The 19,123-nt window shown below is 39.7% G+C and carries 16 protein-coding genes; 1 reads left to right on the top strand and 15 read right to left on the bottom strand.

Annotated features, from left to right (window positions below; all coding sequences use genetic code 11):
* Positions 1-42: 42 nt before the first annotated feature.
* The 5 genes from RJ41_RS18000 to pheS form a co-directional block, all read right to left on the bottom strand.
* A complete protein-coding gene (locus tag RJ41_RS18000) occupies positions 43-636 on the bottom strand; it encodes a hypothetical protein (RefSeq protein ID WP_039223788.1) in 594 nt (197 codons plus the stop codon).
* Between the two features lie 473 nt (positions 637-1,109).
* Entirely contained in the window at positions 1,110-1,655 is a 546-nt protein-coding gene (locus tag RJ41_RS17990) for a hypothetical protein (protein ID WP_039223785.1), read from the bottom strand.
* A gap of 115 nt (positions 1,656-1,770) precedes the next feature.
* On the bottom strand, positions 1,771-2,070 hold the full coding sequence (ihfA, locus tag RJ41_RS17985) for an integration host factor subunit alpha (protein WP_012518129.1): 300 nt from the start codon (positions 2,068-2,070) through the stop codon (positions 1,771-1,773).
* Between the two features lie 3 nt (positions 2,071-2,073).
* A complete protein-coding gene (pheT, locus tag RJ41_RS17980) occupies positions 2,074-4,461 on the bottom strand; it encodes a phenylalanine--tRNA ligase subunit beta (protein ID WP_039223782.1) in 2,388 nt (795 codons plus the stop codon).
* Positions 4,462-4,475: 14 nt separating this feature from the next.
* Complete coding sequence (gene pheS / locus RJ41_RS17975) at positions 4,476-5,456, bottom strand: phenylalanine--tRNA ligase subunit alpha (RefSeq protein WP_012518127.1); 981 nt, start codon at positions 5,454-5,456, stop codon at positions 4,476-4,478.
* 329 nt (positions 5,457-5,785) lie between these two features.
* On the opposite strand from pheS, the gene RJ41_RS18790 reads away from it, so the two are divergent.
* Positions 5,786-7,171 (top strand): glycoside hydrolase family 5 protein, encoded by a 1,386-nt coding sequence (locus RJ41_RS18790; protein ID WP_052235515.1) that lies wholly within the window; start codon positions 5,786-5,788, stop codon positions 7,169-7,171.
* 103 nt (positions 7,172-7,274) lie between these two features.
* On the opposite strand, the gene RJ41_RS17965 is transcribed toward RJ41_RS18790, so the two are convergent.
* The 10 genes from RJ41_RS17965 to RJ41_RS17920 all read right to left on the bottom strand — a co-directional run bounded on the left by RJ41_RS17965 (position 7,275) and on the right by RJ41_RS17920 (position 19,017).
* Entirely contained in the window at positions 7,275-8,363 is a 1,089-nt protein-coding gene (locus RJ41_RS17965; protein WP_039223779.1) for an acyltransferase family protein, read from the bottom strand.
* A gap of 51 nt (positions 8,364-8,414) precedes the next feature.
* A complete protein-coding gene (locus RJ41_RS17960; RefSeq protein WP_039223776.1) occupies positions 8,415-9,128 on the bottom strand; it encodes a sulfotransferase family 2 domain-containing protein in 714 nt (237 codons plus the stop codon).
* Between the two features lie 42 nt (positions 9,129-9,170).
* Positions 9,171-11,003, bottom strand: coding sequence for a WecB/TagA/CpsF family glycosyltransferase (locus tag RJ41_RS17955; protein WP_052235514.1), 1,833 nt, complete (start codon positions 11,001-11,003; stop codon positions 9,171-9,173).
* A gap of 258 nt (positions 11,004-11,261) precedes the next feature.
* Positions 11,262-11,879 carry a hypothetical protein gene (locus RJ41_RS17950; RefSeq protein ID WP_039223773.1) on the bottom strand — a complete coding sequence of 206 codons (618 nt, stop codon included), beginning with the start codon at positions 11,877-11,879 and terminating at the stop codon, positions 11,262-11,264.
* Positions 11,880-12,024: 145 nt separating this feature from the next.
* Positions 12,025-13,185, bottom strand: coding sequence for a polysaccharide pyruvyl transferase family protein (locus RJ41_RS17945; protein ID WP_039223770.1), 1,161 nt, complete (start codon positions 13,183-13,185; stop codon positions 12,025-12,027).
* A gap of 2 nt (positions 13,186-13,187) precedes the next feature.
* Positions 13,188-14,249 (bottom strand): nitroreductase family protein, encoded by a 1,062-nt coding sequence (locus RJ41_RS17940; RefSeq protein ID WP_039223768.1) that lies wholly within the window; start codon positions 14,247-14,249, stop codon positions 13,188-13,190.
* On the bottom strand, positions 14,234-15,550 hold the full coding sequence (locus RJ41_RS17935; protein ID WP_039223765.1) for a flippase: 1,317 nt from the start codon (positions 15,548-15,550) through the stop codon (positions 14,234-14,236). Before RJ41_RS17935 ends, RJ41_RS17940 begins: the two co-directional genes overlap by 16 nt.
* A gap of 85 nt (positions 15,551-15,635) precedes the next feature.
* Positions 15,636-16,661: an acyltransferase family protein gene (locus RJ41_RS17930; RefSeq protein ID WP_039223762.1), complete on the bottom strand. Its 1,026-nt coding sequence runs from the start codon at positions 16,659-16,661 to the stop codon at positions 15,636-15,638.
* Complete coding sequence (locus RJ41_RS17925; protein ID WP_039223761.1) at positions 16,662-17,777, bottom strand: glycosyltransferase family protein; 1,116 nt, start codon at positions 17,775-17,777, stop codon at positions 16,662-16,664.
* A gap of 13 nt (positions 17,778-17,790) precedes the next feature.
* Entirely contained in the window at positions 17,791-19,017 is a 1,227-nt protein-coding gene (locus RJ41_RS17920; RefSeq protein WP_039223759.1) for a hypothetical protein, read from the bottom strand.
* Between the last annotated feature and the right edge of the window lie 106 nt (positions 19,018-19,123).

Raw genomic sequence — 19,123 nt, 5'->3', positions numbered from 1 at the left:
ATGGTTAGCTGCGTTAGCGAAAACTTACAATGCAGCTTTTAGTTATGCGACTGCTGCCATTATGTTCTTAAGGTTTTCGATTGGTTTGAGCCTTTTTTTAATCAGCACGTCTTCGTTTATCTTAAGGATTATACCTTTCAGTAAATCAGTGGTGTTTTCTATGTGAGAGAGTGATTTAAGGTGCTCTATGTCTTCGAATATCTTACGCCCTTTTAGCGATAGGCGCTTTTCTGATCTACCTTTTGCCAAGTCACTTTGAAGGTAACTCGCTATCTCTTTTGCTGACTTTTCATCTTCAGACAATGAGTGAATGTAGTACTTCATCATGCTTGGAACAAAGTCTGTAGTTGCACCAATTTCCATCGTCGCTAAATTTAGAATATCGATTAAATGCGCAGGTAAACGCCCTTCCACTGGCTTTCGCTTTGCTTCATATTGACGTTTAACCGCAGGTGTAGATTGGTGAGGTAACACGGTTACGCTTTCACACTTATCGCATACCCCCACCAAAACCTTTTTAACCACTCCCGTACCATCACTGAAAGGAACATCTCTAAGTTGAAATGTCGCATTTTCAAATGACTGGCACGTGCTGCATGCCGCTTTCTGCGACTCGCCGACTTTGAAAATTTTCATATCTTCTCCTTAATGATGTACGCGAATACAAACGCTATTCGGCTCTACGAAATACCATTTAACATACCAATTATGACCGGCTCGCCTAGTCTTAATTATGTGTACCGTAATGCTGCTATCAAAATGATGAAGGCTGGGCGAATAATCGTTTCCTCGACTTCGACCTATAATTTCGGCAACTTCCTTAAGCGACACTTGCCCAATTGCCAATAAATTTTTAACGTCAATATCGTTCCTCTGCTCATGGGAAACGTATCCTTTATTTAGACAGTCAATGATCTGTCGCTTTATTTCCTTGTAACCCACCCAGCACTCCACACGCACGACAAATGTACGCCAAATTGCGTACATCTTCAAATCAGGCTTTCAACAAATTTATAGTACGAAAAGTAGGAAGGTGTATGAAGCTGGTCTGTGGTATAGGTTTCTGATGAGTGTTTGAGTGCAGCGCGAGCAATAGCCTAAGTCATAACCTAATTGGCCGCCTGCGCTAACCACTGTTTACGTGCTTCTTCAAGCGCTGCTTCGTCAGGCTGTTCGCTTCCTGAAATAGCTACCCCTATTTGTTGAATAATAGCGTCGCGCTTTTCAATCAGCGCATCAGTGCGAGCAAACAAGTCTTTGGCTTCCGGATACTGCTCTTTAAGCGTTTCTACCTCTTCCAATGCATAATAACGCGCTTCAAACGCTTCGTTGTACAACTGACGCTTAGCATTGAATACTACGTAGTCTTTCGCAGTTTCTGAATTAAGATAATCCATATCTTCAGAAGATAGACTAGCAGCCAGCCCTACTTCACGGGCTTGCACCATCCATGAATTTACAGCTTCGTCATTTCCCTCTTTAACAGCCTGCTTAACGCCTGCTTGCAAATCGCTTGCGTGAAGAATTTCCATTACCGTTATAAGTGGAACTTGCGCTGCATCTTGATCTCGGTTGTCTGCATTTACCGACAAATATGCAAACCATGAAAAGGTAGCGGCAACAATAATAGCAAGAACAACAAGTGCTTTTTTCACACTTTCCTCCAAAGAAATTGCATATGAAAATCAGTGCGGGTGCACTGTTAAAAAGAAGCAATACAAAAAGAGCGAGAGACCCCGCTCTTTTTTCAGTATTGTAACGACCTAAAGATTATTGGTCGACAGGCTCAGAGTTTTCAACTCGGCTTTTCAATTTTTGACCCGGGCGGAATGTAACCACGCGGCGCGCTTTAATTGGAATGTCTTCACCGGTTTTAGGATTACGGCCAGGACGTTCGTTTTTATCACGCAGGTCAAAGTTACCAAAACCTGACAGTTTTACTTGCTCACCAGATTCCAGAGCGCCTTTAATCTCTTCGAAAAAAAGCTCTACCAGATCCTTCGCATCACGCTTGTTAATGCCTAGTTTCTCGAATAGGTGTTCAGCCATCTCGGCTTTGGTCAATGCCATAGTTTACTCTCTTAACGCGGCCCCAAACTCAGATTCCAGACCTTTAACCACAGTATCTACAGCTTGCTGAATTTCAGCTTCTTCCAAGGTTTTATCCGGATCTTGTAAATGAAGTGACAAAGCAAGGCTCTTATAGCCAGGCTCAATTCCCTTGCCTTTGTACTCATCGAACAAGTTTAGAGCAACTAGTTGATTTACGCCAATATTTTCTATGTAAGAAAGTACATTTCCTACACGCACTTCATCTTTAACCGTAATAGCAATATCACGGCGATTCGATGGGAAGCGCGATACTGGTACAGCTGACGGTAACTTGCGATCGGTAATGGCATCTACCACTAGTTCGAACACAAATACGCGGCCGTTAACACCAAGCAATTTAGTGAACTGCGGGTGTATAGCACCAATATAGCCAACTTCTTCATCATTAAGCAAAATTTTTGCCGTCATGCCAGGGTGTAACGCACTGTGTTGCCCTGTAACAAACTGGAACTCACCGGTTCTGCCTGTAAGTGCCAACAACGCCTCAACGTCTGCTTTTGCATCGAAGAAATCAACCGGGCTGTCGCCCAAGTCCCAATGTTCTTCGTTACGACGCCCTGCTACTACACCACCAATTACTTGTTGTTGCAATACACCATTTGGCGCATCTTGTTGAGGAATAAAGCGTAATCCGGTTTCAAACATGCGAACACGTTGTTGCTGACGCTTCTGATTATAAGCAGTAGCACCTAGCAAACCCGGCCATAAACTTACGCGCATTACCGACATATCAGATGAAATTGGGTGTGGTAACACCATGCCTTTCACGTCTGGGAACAATGCGTTTTGAATTTTAGGGTCTACAAACGAGTAAGTAATTGCTTCATTGTAGCCACGGCTAAGCAGCAACGACTTCATTGTATTTAGCGGAAGCTTAGCTTCTTGCGAAGGTAGCATTGCCAAGGTCGCTTTTGGCGCCACGTTTGGAATGTTGTTGTAGCCGTATACGCGCGCAATTTCTTCAATCAAATCTTCTTCAATTGAGATATCGAAACGATAGCTTGGCGCAACCGCTTCCCAGCCTGCTTCAGTTTGTGTAACGTCTAAACCAAGGCGGTTAAGCATTTCTGTTACTTTTGCATCATCAATGCTAATGCCAAGTACACGCGCTAAACGTTCACGACGAAGCGTAACCGTTGCCTGTTTAGGTAGCTTGTCTTCAGCCACAGCTTCAACAACAGGGCCAGCTTCACCACCACAAATTTCAAGAACTAGTGCAGTAGCGCGCTCCATTGCTTTACGCTGAAGTAGCGGGTCTACACCACGCTCATAGCGGTGCGACGCATCGGTGTGCAAACCGTACTGACGAGCACGCCCCATAATCGCATCACGGCTAAAGAATGCACTTTCAAGCAAAATGTTTTGGGTTTCAGTCGTTACACCAGAGTGTAGGCCACCGAAAATACCCGCCATTGCTAGCGCTTTGTTGTCATCAGCAATAACCAAAGTGTTGCTTTGCAGCTTAGCTTCGGTTTCGTCAAGTAGCGTAAGGGCTTCGCCTTCGTTCGCCATACGTACGTTAATGTTGCCTTCAATGCTGGCAAGGTTAAACGCGTGCATTGGCTGGCCAAGCTCTAGCAATACAAAGTTAGTCACATCTACAATGGGGTCGATGCTGCGAATACCACAACGACGAAGCTTTTCAACTAACCACAGTGGCGATGCTGCTTTTACATTTACGCCTTTAACCACACGGCCCAAATAACGTGGGCATGCGTCATCCGCGCTTAACGTAATTGATAATTTATCTTCAATAGTTGCGTTTACCGCAGCTACTTCAGGCTCGCACACGTCAAGGTTATTAAGCACGCCTACTTCACGGGCAATACCGCGAATACCCAAACAATCTGCACGGTTTGGGGTTAGGTCTACTTCAATGGCGTTGTCATCAAGTCCAAGGTAATCGCGAATGTCTTCGCCAATAGGTGCATCGGCTGGAAGCTCGATAATACCATCGTGGTCGTCGCTAATACCTAGCTCAGAGAAGCTACATAGCATACCGAATGACGGCTCGCCGCGAAGCTTCGCTTTTTTAATTTTGAAGTCGCCAGGTAATACAGCGCCAACAACAGCAACTGCTACTTTAATCCCCTGACGGCAGTTAGGCGCACCACAAACGATATCTAGTAGCTCTTCGCCGCCTACGTTAATTTTAGTTACGCGCAGTTTGTCGGCGTTCGGGTGCTGACCGCACTCAACGACTTCACCTACTAGCACGCCTTTAAAATCGCCTGCTACTGGCTCAACGCCGTCTACTTCTAGGCCAGCCATGCTCAACTGTTCAGACAGCTCATGTGCCGACAGCGACGGGTTAACCCACTCTCTTAACCATTTTTCACTGAATTTCATGTGTACTCTCTGCCTTAGTTGAACTGCTTAAGGAAACGAAGATCGTTTTCAAAGAACGCGCGCAAGTCGTTAACACCGTAACGAAGCATAGTTAAACGCTCTACGCCCATACCAAAGGCAAAACCTGTGTACTCTTCTGGGTCGATACCTACCGCTTTAAGTACATTTGGGTGCACCATGCCGCAGCCCAATACTTCAAGCCACTGACCGTTTTTACCCATAACGTCTACTTCAGCTGAAGGCTCAGTAAATGGGAAGTAAGACGGACGGAAGCGAATTTCTAGCGACTCTTCAAAAAAGTGATGTAGGAAGTCGTGTAAAATACCTTTAAGGTCGGTAAAACTAACGTTCTTATCAACCATCAAACCTTCCACTTGGTGGAACATTGGCGTGTGAGTTTGATCGTAGTCGTTACGATACACGCGCCCTGGCGAGATAATACGCAGTGGTGGCTTCTCTGCTTCCATAGTACGAATTTGAACACCAGAGGTTTGCGTACGAAGCATCATGTCTGGGTTGAAATAAAAGGTATCATGGTCGGCACGCGCTGGGTGATTCGCAGGAATGTTCAGCGCGTCGAAGTTGTGGAAACCATCTTCAATTTCAGGGCCAGTCTTAACTGAAAAGCCAAGTTCACCGAAGAACGATTCAATGCGCGCAATAGTGCGGCTAACCGGGTGCAAATTACCTGGTTTTTCAGTACGCCCAGGCAAAGTTACATCTACGGCTTCTTCTGCTAGCTTTTTGTTAAGCTCTTCAGTGCGTAAAAACTCACCTTTTGCAGAGATAGCTTGCTGAATAACTTGCTTAGCTTGGTTAATCTTTTGGCCCGCGGCAGGACGTTCTTCGTTCGATAACTTTCCAAGCCCTTTAAGTAAGTCGGTAAGTTTACCTTTCTTACCCATGAATTCGACCCTAACTTGGTCTAATGTGGCTGCATCTTGTGCAGCGTCAATCTGGCTTTGTGCCTGATTGATAATAGCGTCAAGCTCCATGTTTTCCTCAATTTACATGATGACTGCATGGCCAAAGCTTAGGAAGAATTTTTCTGTGCGCTAAGGCTTGCCTGAAATAAAAGCGGTAGTTTACACGAGTGACAGACATTACCGCTACCCTATATAGCTGATAATGGCGAAATTTTGTGGGATATAGCACCGTAAGCGAAAAGTTATATTAATTAATAGACAAAAGAATAGATTTGTCTTGTTACATAAAGTTGCGCTAACTACACTTAACCTGAGTTATTGCACAGTGCTTTTCATCGTTAGTCCCCAGCTGCCAATAAACTTGGCACTTCTCAAATTGCAGACCAAAGGAATTTCATATGAAAGTCCAAATCTTTATCGTTGCAGTTCTTAAACTTATTTTCATGCTTATAGCTAGTGTGGCTTTAATATCTTGTTCTTCTACCTCAAACCGCGTCGAACAATCTACCCAACTTGGCGATGTGCTTTTAGCTAGCATTGTAAGTCAAAGTAAAGTTGCTAATTTCGATTTAAATAGTTATGCGCAAACCTTTTTGGAAAAGCGTTTACCTGCAAAGCTTTCAGCCCAGCAGATAATGCAAATTGCAGAGATGTATGAAGATGGGACGTTAACATCAATTTCAGATGGAAACTTCGGCGCACTTGCTAAATGGGAAGATAATGCTATTGACGAAACAAAATCGAAAATGGGTGCCCTTTTAGCTTTATATCCAGCAAAAGCTAGCGTAATTGCCAAAAGCGCTGAAAATTACAGCATGTTGTACAAAGCAGAAATAGTTGAGTTACTGGTGAACGCAAATTTAGACCCTACGCTTAGTTTGAACTCGACCGCCGCTGGTGATAATGCTTCTAATAATACACTTCCAAAGCTGTCTACATTAGGAAATAAGTTTATTCAAGAAGATGGCACTGCCGTTACGCTTAAAGGTGTAAGTTTATGCTCGCTCGCGTGGCACAAGCCCCTAGACCAAATAAAGCAAGTAACAGATCCTGAAACCGGATGGAGCCCCAAAGTATTGCGACTGCCAGTTCAACCTAGAATGTGGGAAATTGAAGGCGCAGGTCCATACATGCGCAAGCGTATAGACCCTGCTGTAGAACTGTGTAATAAAAATGGTGTTTATTGCATTATAGATTGGCACAAAATAGGGAATTGGACCGATCCAGAAGTGAACGAAGAACTAATGAACTTTTGGTCGAACGTGGCACCACGTTATGCGAATAACCCTAATGTTTTATACGAAGTCTTTAACGAACCAACCAAACCCAAAGCTAGAACGCAAGAAAATTGGGATGCATACAGAGAATACGCGCAAACTTGGGTAGACCATATTCGCAGCTATGCCCCCGACACCGTAATTTTAGTTGGTTCACCACATTGGTCGCAGGCGTCTTCTTTTGCTGTCAACAACCCCGTAATTGGTAAAAATATAGGTTACGTAACCCATGTATATCCGCTTTGGAAACCTAGTAGATGGGACGGGCTTTTCGGAAACGCAGCAGAAAACATTCCAATGGTGTTAACTGAATGGGGGTGGAGCTCTGTAAATCAAAATCCTTTATTGAACGCCTCTCAAGAAAGCTTCGGAGAACCACTTAAACTGTATTTAGACGCAAGACCCCATATTGGATGGACCGCATGGAGCTACGACCCACGATGTGGGCCCGCTATGCTCGGAGAAGACACTGAGATGGCTGAATTTGTAAAGAGATGGTTGAATTAAGCAGAGCCCTCCACATGGAGGGCTATAAAGATGATATAAACGACTATAAAACAAAGGAATAGCGCTCTTTAAAATCTGGCAATTTTTTACCCAGTTTTGATCATCAGTTAGCTGTTAACGTAACAACTGGTTTTTCGCGACGACTTATCCATGTTCTCCCCAGACCGATAAATGTTTTCTCAACATATAAATGAAGTAGAAATGATATCGGAACCACAATAATAAAAGTCAATAATGTAAGCGTGTAAAAGTTTTCAATAAAAAAGAGATTTTTCAAAAAATATATTATCAAAAAGTGTGATATATAAGCTGAAAAACTTATTTTCCCTAAGAAAATAATCGGCCTATTAACTATAAAAAAATTATCTCGTTTAGAAACTGACAGCGCAATACACAGAAAAGAGAAGCCTGCTACATAATGATAACCTGGCTTAAGCACATACATAATAACAAGCCCAATAGCTCCGATAAACAAAAGGAGTTTTGAAAAGCTCTTAATTTCTAGGTATTTATTTAATTTACCACTTTTACCTATATGAAAAAATAAAATTCCGAAAGAAAAGCAGCCTATTTGGGAAATTATACTTCGATAAAAATACTGTTCGCTAAGTTTTTGGCCAAAACTTTTAGACATCTCGTTTATAAGATAAGCATCTGTTAGTTTAAGAAAAGCTATTCCTCCGGCTACTGTGATTATGGAAAAGTAAATTGCTGACTTAATATCTCGTATTAACGCGAAAAGAATTGGGCAAAGAAAATAAAAAATAACTTCACAGCTTATAGACCAACCACCTGGCACAACCGAACTAGGACTCTCAGGGTGAAATAAGTTAGTGAATGTAAAATGAAGTGGGTAATGCCATAGTTCAGGCCCCGGAAGCCAACCTCTAGACCCCAACCCAAAAATCAGGGAATAGACTATAATTCCCAGCCAATAAACTGGAGCGATTCTTAACAACCTTTTGATAAAAAAGTTGCTCACAGGAAAATTCTCTTTCCCCTTTGAATTATCGAGTGAATGAAATATGGTGAAAGCACTTATCATGAAAAATAGCTGAACACCAAGCCCCCCCCTTCCCGTTAAAGAAGTAAGCACTCCTTCATAATTAATGAGGGAGCTAACATGAGTAACTATGACTCCAAATATCGCCCACCCTCTTAAAGCATCTATGTAATCAAATCTTTTTCTCACATTCATCCCTTAAAGAGTAAAGTATTAATAATTTAACCAAAGAAAAATCATCTAAAACGGACGCTCGTATCCAAATTTTTTTATATCTCGACTATAGAAATTTTCAATTCCGACAATAGTTTTTTCATCGTTGTAGTAATCCCACATTTTTTTTCTTCGCACGGTCTTATTAGAGAAAGGTATATTAATGTCTTCTTGTAATTTTTGTTCTGCATAGACTTTCATTTTATCTAATTCTGTTAATTTAAAAATTTTATCGACTATCAATTGATTTCGGCTATCACAAATAAAATTACATTGCGTTTTAAAAACATCAGAAAGTTGGTCTTCTGTATACTCTTTTAAGAAATTCTGAGCGAACTCTTGAAATGTATTTGGTATCTTAAAACCAGCAGAATTTATAAAGGGTACTTTATCTGTCCCCCCCCCTTTAACAAACTCATATATAGAAATTGCTCGTTCCCAAGGGCACCTTGTAAGTGCAATCAATTCGATTTCTTTCCGTCGCCGACCTAACCCTTTGCATACTTCTTCCGCTGTAAAATGGCCAATACCATCAATGCCATAGAGACCTTTTACAACACTTGTTCCTGCAACTTTAGGAACGTGAATAAAAACGAGACCGGAATCGAGAACTTCTTTGGAATACACCCCTGATCCTGCAAGCCTAAGGGCTCGTTGACCTAACGATGTTGATTTGACTTTACCAAGGATTTTTCCGCGATATCGGAGAGGTAAAGTACGCCAAATTTTCTTTACGAGCATTATTGTTCCCTCAATATAGTGATGTTTAAGTTTGTGCTCCTGCTAATTTTTTTTGCTAGGAAAAATTGTTCTAATAATAAAAGCAGGATTACCTAACAAATAACGCTTTCCAAGCCTCACAGGTTCTTTATATAGACGATAAACCCACTCTAACCTACAACGTCTTACCCATTTTGGTGCACGTTTAGCTTCGCCTGCAACGAAATCGAACAAAGCTCCAACACCTATTGATATTTTTGCATCATGTAAGGTAGCGAATTCTGAAATCCAAAGTTCTTGTTTAGGGTTGCCCATAGCCACAATTAAAACGTCGATATTGAGCTCAGAAACCTCTTTGCAAAGCTCTACTGATTTACTCTCAGTCAAATAGCCATGGTGCGCGCCAACCCATTCATGTTGAGGATATCGGGAGCTCCAAGTTGCGAGAACTTTTTCGGCAATACCTTCTTTTCCACCCACCAAGTATATACGCTTTTTATGTGACTGTTTTAAGAATGCTGGAACGAAGTCTGTTCCATTTAAATTTTCTTTAAACTTTTTGCCGTATTTATATTTCGCAGCAAGATCTACGCCTACACCATCTGGCAATACTGTAAATTTCCCAAGAACACTTTTGAAAGCTAACGATGAATTAGCTTCATTAAGTGTGTGAGCATTGGCGAACGCTAATAGTAGCTTACTCTCGCTCTCGATGCTTTGTTGAATGTACTCAATAGCTTGTCCACTTGAAAAGTTTTTTATAGTTACACCATGTATAACCATTTCATCATCGCCTATTGCTTTTCTGTATTCATTATAAAAGGATCGCTCAACACTCTGCCAAGAGTACCTTTTACTAAACTCACGAGCTTTTAAACTTTCTCGCTCGAAGTCATCTAATTTAGATTGGATAAATTTTTTGCATTCAGTTAAACCACTTTCTGATGTGAATTCGTTTATATAGCCATTACCCGACTCAGTAACAATCCTTCTAAAGCTCGGTATATCGCTCACTATTGGAATGAGTCCTGCTGACATTCCTTCTATGATAGTCATACCAAAGCCTTCATAAGCTGATGCGCTGACTATAAAGTGCGACGATAGCAATTCTTCTTCAACTTCTTCATCGGTTAAGCCCGACTTTATAGAAATCTGATTACTAACTGTAGAAGTTTCTATCTTTTCAAGAAGAGAGGGTTTCAACCCGTCGTAGTCATTTCCAATAACTTGTAAACGCCAATTCGCGCGTCCCGAACTTAACTTTATAAACCAGTCGATAAGATCAGCTACTCTTTTATTGACTGATAAGCGGCCTACAAAAACAAATTTAACTAAGCCTTCAGTAGTTTTCTTTTCCTTATGAATAAACCTTGCTACATCAACGCCATTTTCAAGGAGCGTTACACTACTCGAGATGGAACTAAAACGGTCATGATCACTAATGCTCGATGCTAAAACAGACGAAAACCTGGCTAACGATGCCCGAGTAATTGTGTTGAAGTAAAGCGTTTTCAGCTTGCCTGCAAATTCTGTATGGAAAAAGCCGCCGTGCGTGGTTAAAACTAAGGGCTTTTTAAATAAAGTTCGCGTAAATGATAAGAAGTCTGAGAAGAAGTCAGTACAATGAACATGCACTAAATCACAATGCTTAACATATTTTAAAACACGTGGTGCGATAGGATATCTTTTAGAGCCAATAAAACCTATTCTTATAATTTCTACACCATTTATCAGTTCCTTTTTGTCAAACTTCTTCTTTGTCGAAAAACACTCATCTAGAGTCACAATTTTAACTGTCATTCCTTTTCTTGCTTGCTCTTCAGCAAGAGCTTTGACAAAATTTTCTAGACCACCAATTGCGGGGTAATATTGACGCACTACGTGGGTCACTTCCATGCTTCAAAGCTCCAAAATAAAAAAGAGATAGTAAATATTCAATAAGCGAGCCAAAACACCTAATTGTGTTTACAGAAAAATGAAGACACGCTCGCTTTTTTAGTAAAATTATAAAGAATATTTTTAAAGGAAAAAATCTTAAACGCAGATAAAGTATTACATAACTTTTTGTAAGGCTTGATCTTATACTTCACCGATAAAAAAAGCACCCTCGAAGGGTGCTTAGTAATCAATTTATCCGGTATTCACTTGCCAGAATTATATGCGTCGTCCGCGCAGACTCATTAATGCCAGTGAAAGCACTAGAAGCGCGATTGGTGCTGGTTCACTGACGGCGTTCACGTTGCTAAATGAAACTGCTACAAAACCAGATGCGTCTGCGTTTCCTGCGATTTCCTGAAATACACCGTCGATAGTCGTTCCGTCATCAAATGAGATTGACAACAACGCCCCAATCAAATCATCACCGTCAACGCGCTTTTTACCTGTGAAAAAGTCAACATCAATGTCCCATACAAATGATTCACCTGGGTTAAAGTCTGTAAAAAATTGAGTAAAACTAGTAGCGCCATCAGTCACATCGTAAGGTGTGACTAAGCCAGTGATAGACGCGGTGTTGCTGCCGGGCGTAAAAGCTACACCGTTACCATTATCAAAAGCACCGCCAGTTTCTGGGTCAAATACCAACCCCAGACTACCTAGGTCGAATGTAAAGCTAGTGATGTTTGCAGTATTGCTAGCTGAACTTATCAAGGTAAATGGGTTGTATGCTGTATTACCATCTATATCTAATGATACGATTAGCGCTGCCGAAGCGTTTGCACTCGAACAAATCATTGTCACTATTAATGCTAGCTTACATAATATGTTTTTCATAATTTTTCCAAACTACATCTATTTTTAGAAATTGAAGCCTTAGCGCTTCCCAAACAAGAAGATGCAAAACGTATACCAAAATTTAAATGCATGAAATTTAAAATTTTTTTTAACCCTTAACACGGTTAAAGCTAAATTTGTAAAATTATTTGACACTTAAATTTGCATTCTTGATTGCTGTGAATACCAAATCCCACATTTGCATAGACTGCTTCTTATACTCAAGAGCCTCTTCACTAAGCTCCATTTGCCCCTCATCGAGCGCTTCCTCGACTAGATTCGCTAACTTATTCTCAGAAATGTCACTTCCGACAAGTCTATGCCTTTGCCCATATTCTGAATATAGTTGTTCATATTTAAAGCTCCAACTAGTTCCAATGACGGGAACACCCTGACTAAGCGCACTGACGCACCCATGAAAACGTGAACAAATTAATGCTCTACTTGCACCAATAATTCCTTTTACTTTTAGCGGATCGCTCTCTCTAATTATTTCAATGTCTTGGTCAAGTGCAGCCTGGATTTGCTTACAGATATTATCATCTTTTATGCCCTCATGATTTAAAATCGCGACCTCGTAACCTTTTGAAAGTGCGTGTTTTCCGCTTGCTACCAAAATGTTCACATACCTATCAGACCACTCTGAATTGTTGTTTTTAGAACTCAACATCTTATTGTTTGGTATTATCAGGAATTTGCGATTTCCATTAGAGTAATAATTCGGCAGGTTACCCTTTACGATATTTGTAAAATCTGGAAAGTGATGAACGTTTTGTGTACTTGCCAATATTGCCTCAAGATTTTTAACGCTTTCTTTCTCTCTTGCAAAGATAAGCTCTGCTTTAGGAAGCGAGTTTGCTAGGGCTTCCTTATCTTTATCTCGTGAAAAAGGACCTAGCGCTTGCGGCAAGAAAATGTATTTTTTTCCATGCTTGTTTAGCCTATTTATTTCGAGACAAAGTTGTTGGATTGCCATTGAACTCCATTGATCTCCATAAGCAAAGCCAGAGCCATCGAGTACGATATCAATGTCTGCTTCAAAGACAACGCCAAACTTTTTCATAATGAAATTACGGATGAACTTAGGCATTATGTATGTGACAAAGTTAAGATTTAATATATTTTTCTGTAACGTTACTTTCCTTAACGCACCTATTGCATCAACCTTATCTTTGGGAGACTTTTCAGAATGGCGCATCGCTAGCTTATATTCAACTCCACACTCTGGAAGCTTCTGTAGGATTGCTCTTAGCATCAACTCAGCGCCCTTGTTTACAAACTGTAAACCCCTCAATTCAATGATCATCTCTAATTTTCCTTTAAAATAATATTGCTTGGTTTTTTGGCTGAGAAAGGTATTTGCCCTTTAGGATCTGGATAACCTAGCGCAATGAGCATAATTGGTCTCTCATAACTTTCTAAACCAAGAAACTTTTCCATCTTTCGCTCTCTTTGTTCCACATCTGGCCAGTTAATAGGACATGTTGCCAAATCTAAGGAATCACAAGCCAACATAAACTGCATTGCTGCCAGCGAACCATCTATATATATTACGTGACGGTCTCGCTCTTTGGGGTATGCCTCCAGCGTGCCAACAACGACTATCAAATTTTTTATTGAATCGACCCAACCAGCTGTCCCCATAGCAAAAGAAGCTGCTTTTTTAACTTTTGTTGAATCTGTCAAATGAATAAACTTAAAGGGTTGACGATTACAAGCGGATGGCGCGAGTGTTGCTGCGTCTGTCGCTTTTAATACTAAATCTTTGGGCACATCTTTGTCTAAAAACCATCTGACAGACCTTCGTCGCCTAAATACGGTCATCAATTGTTCAAATCCGACTTCCTTCGTGACAAGCTCAGAATACTCATATGGAATCCAGTCATCGTTAAATTTCAACCTACATTGCTCGAAAATTTTACGACACTCTAGGGTGAGAGTGTTCTCTTCGACTACCTCAAAGTATTGATTTAGTACATCTGTCGCCCATTGTTTTTCATCTAAACTAAGGGCTTCTCTTTTAATAACATTTTGATAGCAGTTTACTGTTTCTAATATATAGTCAGAGGCAAACATAGACCGCCTAGGGCGCATAATAAGCCCCTTCTCTAATCTATGCGTATTTCTTCTCAATAGAGCAGAAGTGTCTCCAACCTCGACTAGGGAACGTTTGTAAGCAACACGACCACTTAGTACTGCGCAATGCTCTCTATAAAATTGGGTACTAAAAAACGTGTAATATAATGATGATAAAAATCCTGATTTAGAAACAAACGGTATAACTCGCAATTCTAAACTTTCCTTCGAACTTTCAAATGCCCTTTTAATTGGGCGGAGGGTACTTTTTACCCTTCCTAATATTTTTTCCATGAGATTTTCCTCAAAATAGGTAAATAACGGTCTGCACCATAAAAAGGCAACATTAATGATTTGTGTATCATAAAAGCAACTGGTCGAGTATTGGCAGAAAAATAGAAAATCAACCATCCTGAAAATATATATGACCCTACCGTCGCCACAGCGGCTCCAACTCCGCCATAATTTGGTATTAGATAATAATTAAATAAAATATTAGATATCGCTCCAATACCCTGACTGTAAAGAGATACTTTTAATAAGTTCTCTGCCAGTATCCACTTACTTACGAGAGAACGCATAAATACAAAAACAGCGCCCCAAATATGAATTGATAATATAAGGGAACTGCCAGCGTACTCTTCGCCAAATATGAAGCTTATAAAGTACGGAGCAACTAGAGAAACAAGAACAGCAATAATCACTGCTGACCAACAAAGGGCATCATTGCAATATTGAAGTTTATTATAATATTCTGAATATGAGTTTTTTCTTGCGCGTATGAGTGATGGAAAAACTGAGCTGACTAATGCAATAGAAAAGAAATACCAAACTTCCGATAACCTAACCGCCACTGAGTATATTCCGTTTTCCTCGTGTCCTGCCAGTTCTGACAACATTACTTGATCAATCTTAAGATAAATAACTGCGGCAATACCAGATAGAAATAACCAAAACGAATTTTTAATCAAGGCTTGAGCGTAGGATTTTTCAAAAAAATAAAGAGAAAGTTTCCCTTTATTCGTTAGATAAACCACATAGTAAGTAACTCCTCTAAAACATGCTTCTATACCGTAAATTAACAACAATAGATGTAATGGATTTTCTTCAAGAGACGTAAAAATCTTTAAAGCTGAAAATGCTACAAAAACAATTAGTCTGCTGACAACAAGCGGTTTCATTTTAAGCTTAGCTTGAAACCAAAATTCAAGACCTTGAAAAAAGTTTGTGACATTCAGCAGAACAAGTAGCACAAAAATTTCAAACAAAGCATTAGATAAAGTCAGTTTAAAATAACAAAAGGCAACGATTAAAATTGAAAAGAACACTGTTCCAGCAAACCTTAAAGTCGTCCCGCTCGAAAAGATCACTGGCTCTTTTTCTGGCGAAGCCAGAAAATCCCGACTTAATATAGCATTTATCCCAACTGTCGAAATTGGTGTTAGTATTGCAATAATAGCCAGAATAAAATTAAGTGTGCCAAAATCTTCAACGCCTAGCTGGCGAGCCAAGATTACAGCTAAAAATAAGTTCAATACCATAGTAACGGCTTTCTCGAGGAGAAGCCATGATGTGTTTTTAAGAATATTTTTCAAAATTAAATTTAGACTCTTACATCAAACCTTTATATTTTAAGGAAAATAAATTCCTTAAAGACAATGTGAATTTAATACAATCACGTTACTTAGTTCTCAATAAACTTATACACCTTTTCTCGACTATAAGGTAAAAACCGATTCCCAGTAGCGCGGAGCTCAGAATTGCAGTTAATGTAAACATAGCTACGTTTATGCTAGCAATGTTCAAACCCAAACCAGTTAAAAAAACACGAAGGCCAGCTAAAATAAAAATATGAGTTAAGTATATGCTATACGATGCATCTCCTAACAGTTCGAGTACCTTCGACTTTACAACTTTATAACTATTTTCATATTGTAGAATGAAGTAGATGGCTAAAAAAGCAGGAAAACCAAGCGAAATTGAACGGTAGTTATGAGTATCATAATCATTATAGAGAAGGATAAAAAATGAGACAAAAATCGCACCGATAAGAATTTTTTTATTGCCTTTTATTTCAAAATTTTTATCCAGAAATAACTTCCCGAGTACCACACCAAGCAAAAACTCTATAATGACGTCATTTAAGTAAAATTCTACAATAGCAATGTGACTTTCAACAAAAAATGATAGTGAAAAAGCCACTAGAATAATCACCGAAACGAATAAGAGCCTAATTTTAATTTTAGTTATCAACAAAGAGAGCCCAAATATGAGATAAAAGAAAAACTCAAAATTTAAAGTCCATCCGGGAATTATAACGGGATATATTCCATCAATCGCCGGAGCCGGGTTATAAGCAGGGATAAAAAACAACGATTTTACTAAGTGAGGCACGTCAAAAACTGTCGATTTCATCAAATCGCCAAAGAATAGAGCTAACAGTGTTGCAGCTAGAGTAAGTATCCAATATATCGGGACTATCCTTTTGATTCTTTTCACTATGAAATCAACTGGGCCTATTTTTCTATTTGCCGTAGTCAGCCACATAACGAAACCACTTAGAACAAAAAAGAGATCAACGCCGCTTTCGCCTATAATAGGCAAATATATATTTTCATGTCCCGCATTCTTCAACTGTGTAAGTGAATGGAAATAAACAACTAAGAGTGCGGCAACACCTCTTAAATACTGCAATGAAAGTAACATTTAATTTTCAAACCCTACAAAGTTTTCTATTACTTGTGACTTTATTTCCCATGACTCAAGTTTCGCACACTCTTGCAAGCGTGATTCATATTCACCCTGCTCCAACAATATAGTATCGCTAATTTTTTCAATAGCGGTTTCAACGTTGTCGTATGTGAGAACCACATCGGTTTCCAGCGCTTTGTACTTTGCACTTTCCCTAACCAAAGTAATCAAACCAGCAGCCTGATATTCGAAAAGCTTCATTGGCGAGCGACCAACGTTCGCAGGGTGATCATTGAGTGGTATTAATCCGTACCTATACGTGTGCAACAAGTCGGGGACTATCGAGTAATCAACGCTCCCTTTAAAACTTAAATTATTCGGGAGCTTCTTAGAGTTTATTTCAATAGATACGCTACCAAATATGTCAAAGTTTTCATTCGGCAATAGACTCGCAAGCTTTATGAGGAAATCAAGATCAAATCGAAAATCGATTGCACCTACATAAACAAAACCTTTGCGAGCCGCTGAACTTCTAGGTTTGCTGAAGAATTCATAGTCAACGCCGTTCTCTACAACTATATTTGGTTTCAAGAGTGCTTTACTTCCTAGCGCATCCAATACTTCTTTACTTGTTGCAATTATTCCGCCGCATATTTCGACACTCTTCTCCTCATGCTTCTCATATTTGCCCCCCCCCATATTTTTATAAATATCCGTTGGTCTGTAGAACACTTTTTTACTCGCTATGTAAGTCTGATAAAAGCCGATAAAAGAAGGTTGATCTATGAGAGTTACTTCACACTTTGTTGGAATATTGAATAGCTTAAAGTAAAGAAAGGCGAACATGTCATTGAGTTTGTCCATCCAACCAGATACACCATAAGGGAACAAAACTAGTGGGATAAAATCAGTGAATCCAAACTCTTCTTTGAATTTAGGAAACAAGCTGTTCCTAAGCTTTCTGATACCTACCTTGCCTTTTAAAAAATGATATGGAGTTACAGCAGAGCTTACATGATACACATCGTATTTTTTAGCGTAACATTTTGCGAGTTGATGACTGCCTACTACAAATCCAGTCGAGAGACTGGCATGTGATAGAAATAATAGCTTAACTGGGGCGGATTCCATTCGATACCTCGGATTAGAAATTTAATGCTTTATTACGTTTAATAGTCGTGTTACCCAGCTTTTCGTAAGCAATTACGAAGCCAATGAGTACCCAAAGGATACTAGATACTTTCATCGAATAGATTGCAGTACCTCCAATTAGCATATTTACAAAAACATAAAGTGTGAGCCCGAAAGCCGCTCTTTTACTAAAAGAAAAGGATTGTCTAATACTGAAAAGCACTAAATAAGCTAATATCAAAGCACCGAACACTGAGTTTGCTGCAATAATATAGGCATAGCCACTGTCGTAGAGTTTATTCAGATTATCCGCTGCTGTACCAAAATAAGCACTAGCTTCCAAGCTTAGGAGATGCTCCATACTTAATCTTATTCTTCCTGTAAGGTTGTCACCGACTGCATCAGGATTGAAAAAAAACACCAATAAAGCAGTAATTATCACACCGATGGCTGCTAATACATTAGAATATCTGGGAAACAAGGGGAAAGTGAAATAGCCAATAAAAAGCACAAATATTAATATTGAAGTAGTTCTAGTATTGTTTGACGTGATGATAAGGAATACCGTAAGCATCATTAATAAGACTTGTTTTCTCGGTATGATTTTATAAAAGATTAGAAGGAACAAACACAAGACTGTTGCGAAGTTAGCAAGTGATACCTGCTCTAGAAATATTGATGAGGTGCGAGGCCCATCAAATAGCCCAAACGAAAAGCGACTTGCAAAGCCTAATGCATTATTGAAGAGCCCTAACTCATTGAATTCGCTTATTTCCATCCCCCTAGTTTTAGCAAAATAGTTACCCGGTTCGAAAATAGCCACATATAAGCGAACATCAACTATTTCAACTAAAAGAAAAAACAAAACGATCCACGTCAGATATACAAATGTTTTATTAAGTTCTTCAAAAGACATTCTCATTCCGAGCAATGCGAAAGAGGAAATAATTAAAAAATTTCTCAAACCATCAACAAGTACCTTACCATTCAAAACCGTTAGATAGAGCGAGAGCACTGTGAATGCCCCAATAAACAGAAGAAACGTCGCGTCAATTCGTTTGAAGCCACTGTTTACGGTAAGAATGAAAGCACACATGATGATAACTATCTCGCACAATGCTGCTATGGCAAAACTAACCGGAACACCTAATGCATTCATGACGGCTAATATACAATTATACGCTACAGCGAACATTGGAATAAGAATGAAGCCTGGTCGGTTTCCGAAAAAGTTTTGCATTACAGATGGACTCTTTTTACTTCACGCAGTGTTGATATTTTACAGTAGATTTGAAAGAAAACTACAGCTCACTGCTAGCCGTATGCGGCTTCCATGTAGAAGATTC

The organism is Alteromonas marina, from assembly GCF_000808575.1.
Classification (GTDB): Bacteria; Pseudomonadota; Gammaproteobacteria; order Enterobacterales; family Alteromonadaceae; genus Alteromonas; species Alteromonas marina_A.
Note: the sequence above shows the minus strand (reverse complement) of the source record. Positions and strands in the feature narration are given on the sequence as shown.

Excerpts from the sequence above, each read along its gene's own strand:
- RJ41_RS18000 (WP_039223788.1), bottom strand. The coding sequence starts at position 636 with ATGAAAATTTTCAAAGTCGGCGAGTCGCAGAAAGCGGCATGCAGCACG.
- ihfA (WP_012518129.1), bottom strand. The coding sequence starts at position 2,070 with ATGGCATTGACCAAAGCCGAGATGGCTGAACACCTATTCGAGAAACTA.
- pheT (WP_039223782.1), bottom strand. The coding sequence starts at position 4,461 with ATGAAATTCAGTGAAAAATGGTTAAGAGAGTGGGTTAACCCGTCGCTG.
- pheS (WP_012518127.1), bottom strand. The coding sequence starts at position 5,456 with ATGGAGCTTGACGCTATTATCAATCAGGCACAAAGCCAGATTGACGCT.
- RJ41_RS18790 (WP_052235515.1), top strand. The coding sequence starts at position 5,786 with ATGAAAGTCCAAATCTTTATCGTTGCAGTTCTTAAACTTATTTTCATG.
- RJ41_RS17960 (WP_039223776.1), bottom strand. The coding sequence starts at position 9,128 with ATGCTCGTAAAGAAAATTTGGCGTACTTTACCTCTCCGATATCGCGGA.
- RJ41_RS17955 (WP_052235514.1), bottom strand. The coding sequence starts at position 11,003 with ATGGAAGTGACCCACGTAGTGCGTCAATATTACCCCGCAATTGGTGGT.
- RJ41_RS17950 (WP_039223773.1), bottom strand. The coding sequence starts at position 11,879 with ATGAAAAACATATTATGTAAGCTAGCATTAATAGTGACAATGATTTGT.
- RJ41_RS17945 (WP_039223770.1), bottom strand. The coding sequence starts at position 13,185 with ATGATCATTGAATTGAGGGGTTTACAGTTTGTAAACAAGGGCGCTGAG.
- RJ41_RS17940 (WP_039223768.1), bottom strand. The coding sequence starts at position 14,249 with ATGGAAAAAATATTAGGAAGGGTAAAAAGTACCCTCCGCCCAATTAAA.
- RJ41_RS17930 (WP_039223762.1), bottom strand. The coding sequence starts at position 16,661 with ATGTTACTTTCATTGCAGTATTTAAGAGGTGTTGCCGCACTCTTAGTT.
- RJ41_RS17925 (WP_039223761.1), bottom strand. The coding sequence starts at position 17,777 with ATGGAATCCGCCCCAGTTAAGCTATTATTTCTATCACATGCCAGTCTC.
- RJ41_RS17920 (WP_039223759.1), bottom strand. The coding sequence starts at position 19,017 with ATGCAAAACTTTTTCGGAAACCGACCAGGCTTCATTCTTATTCCAATG.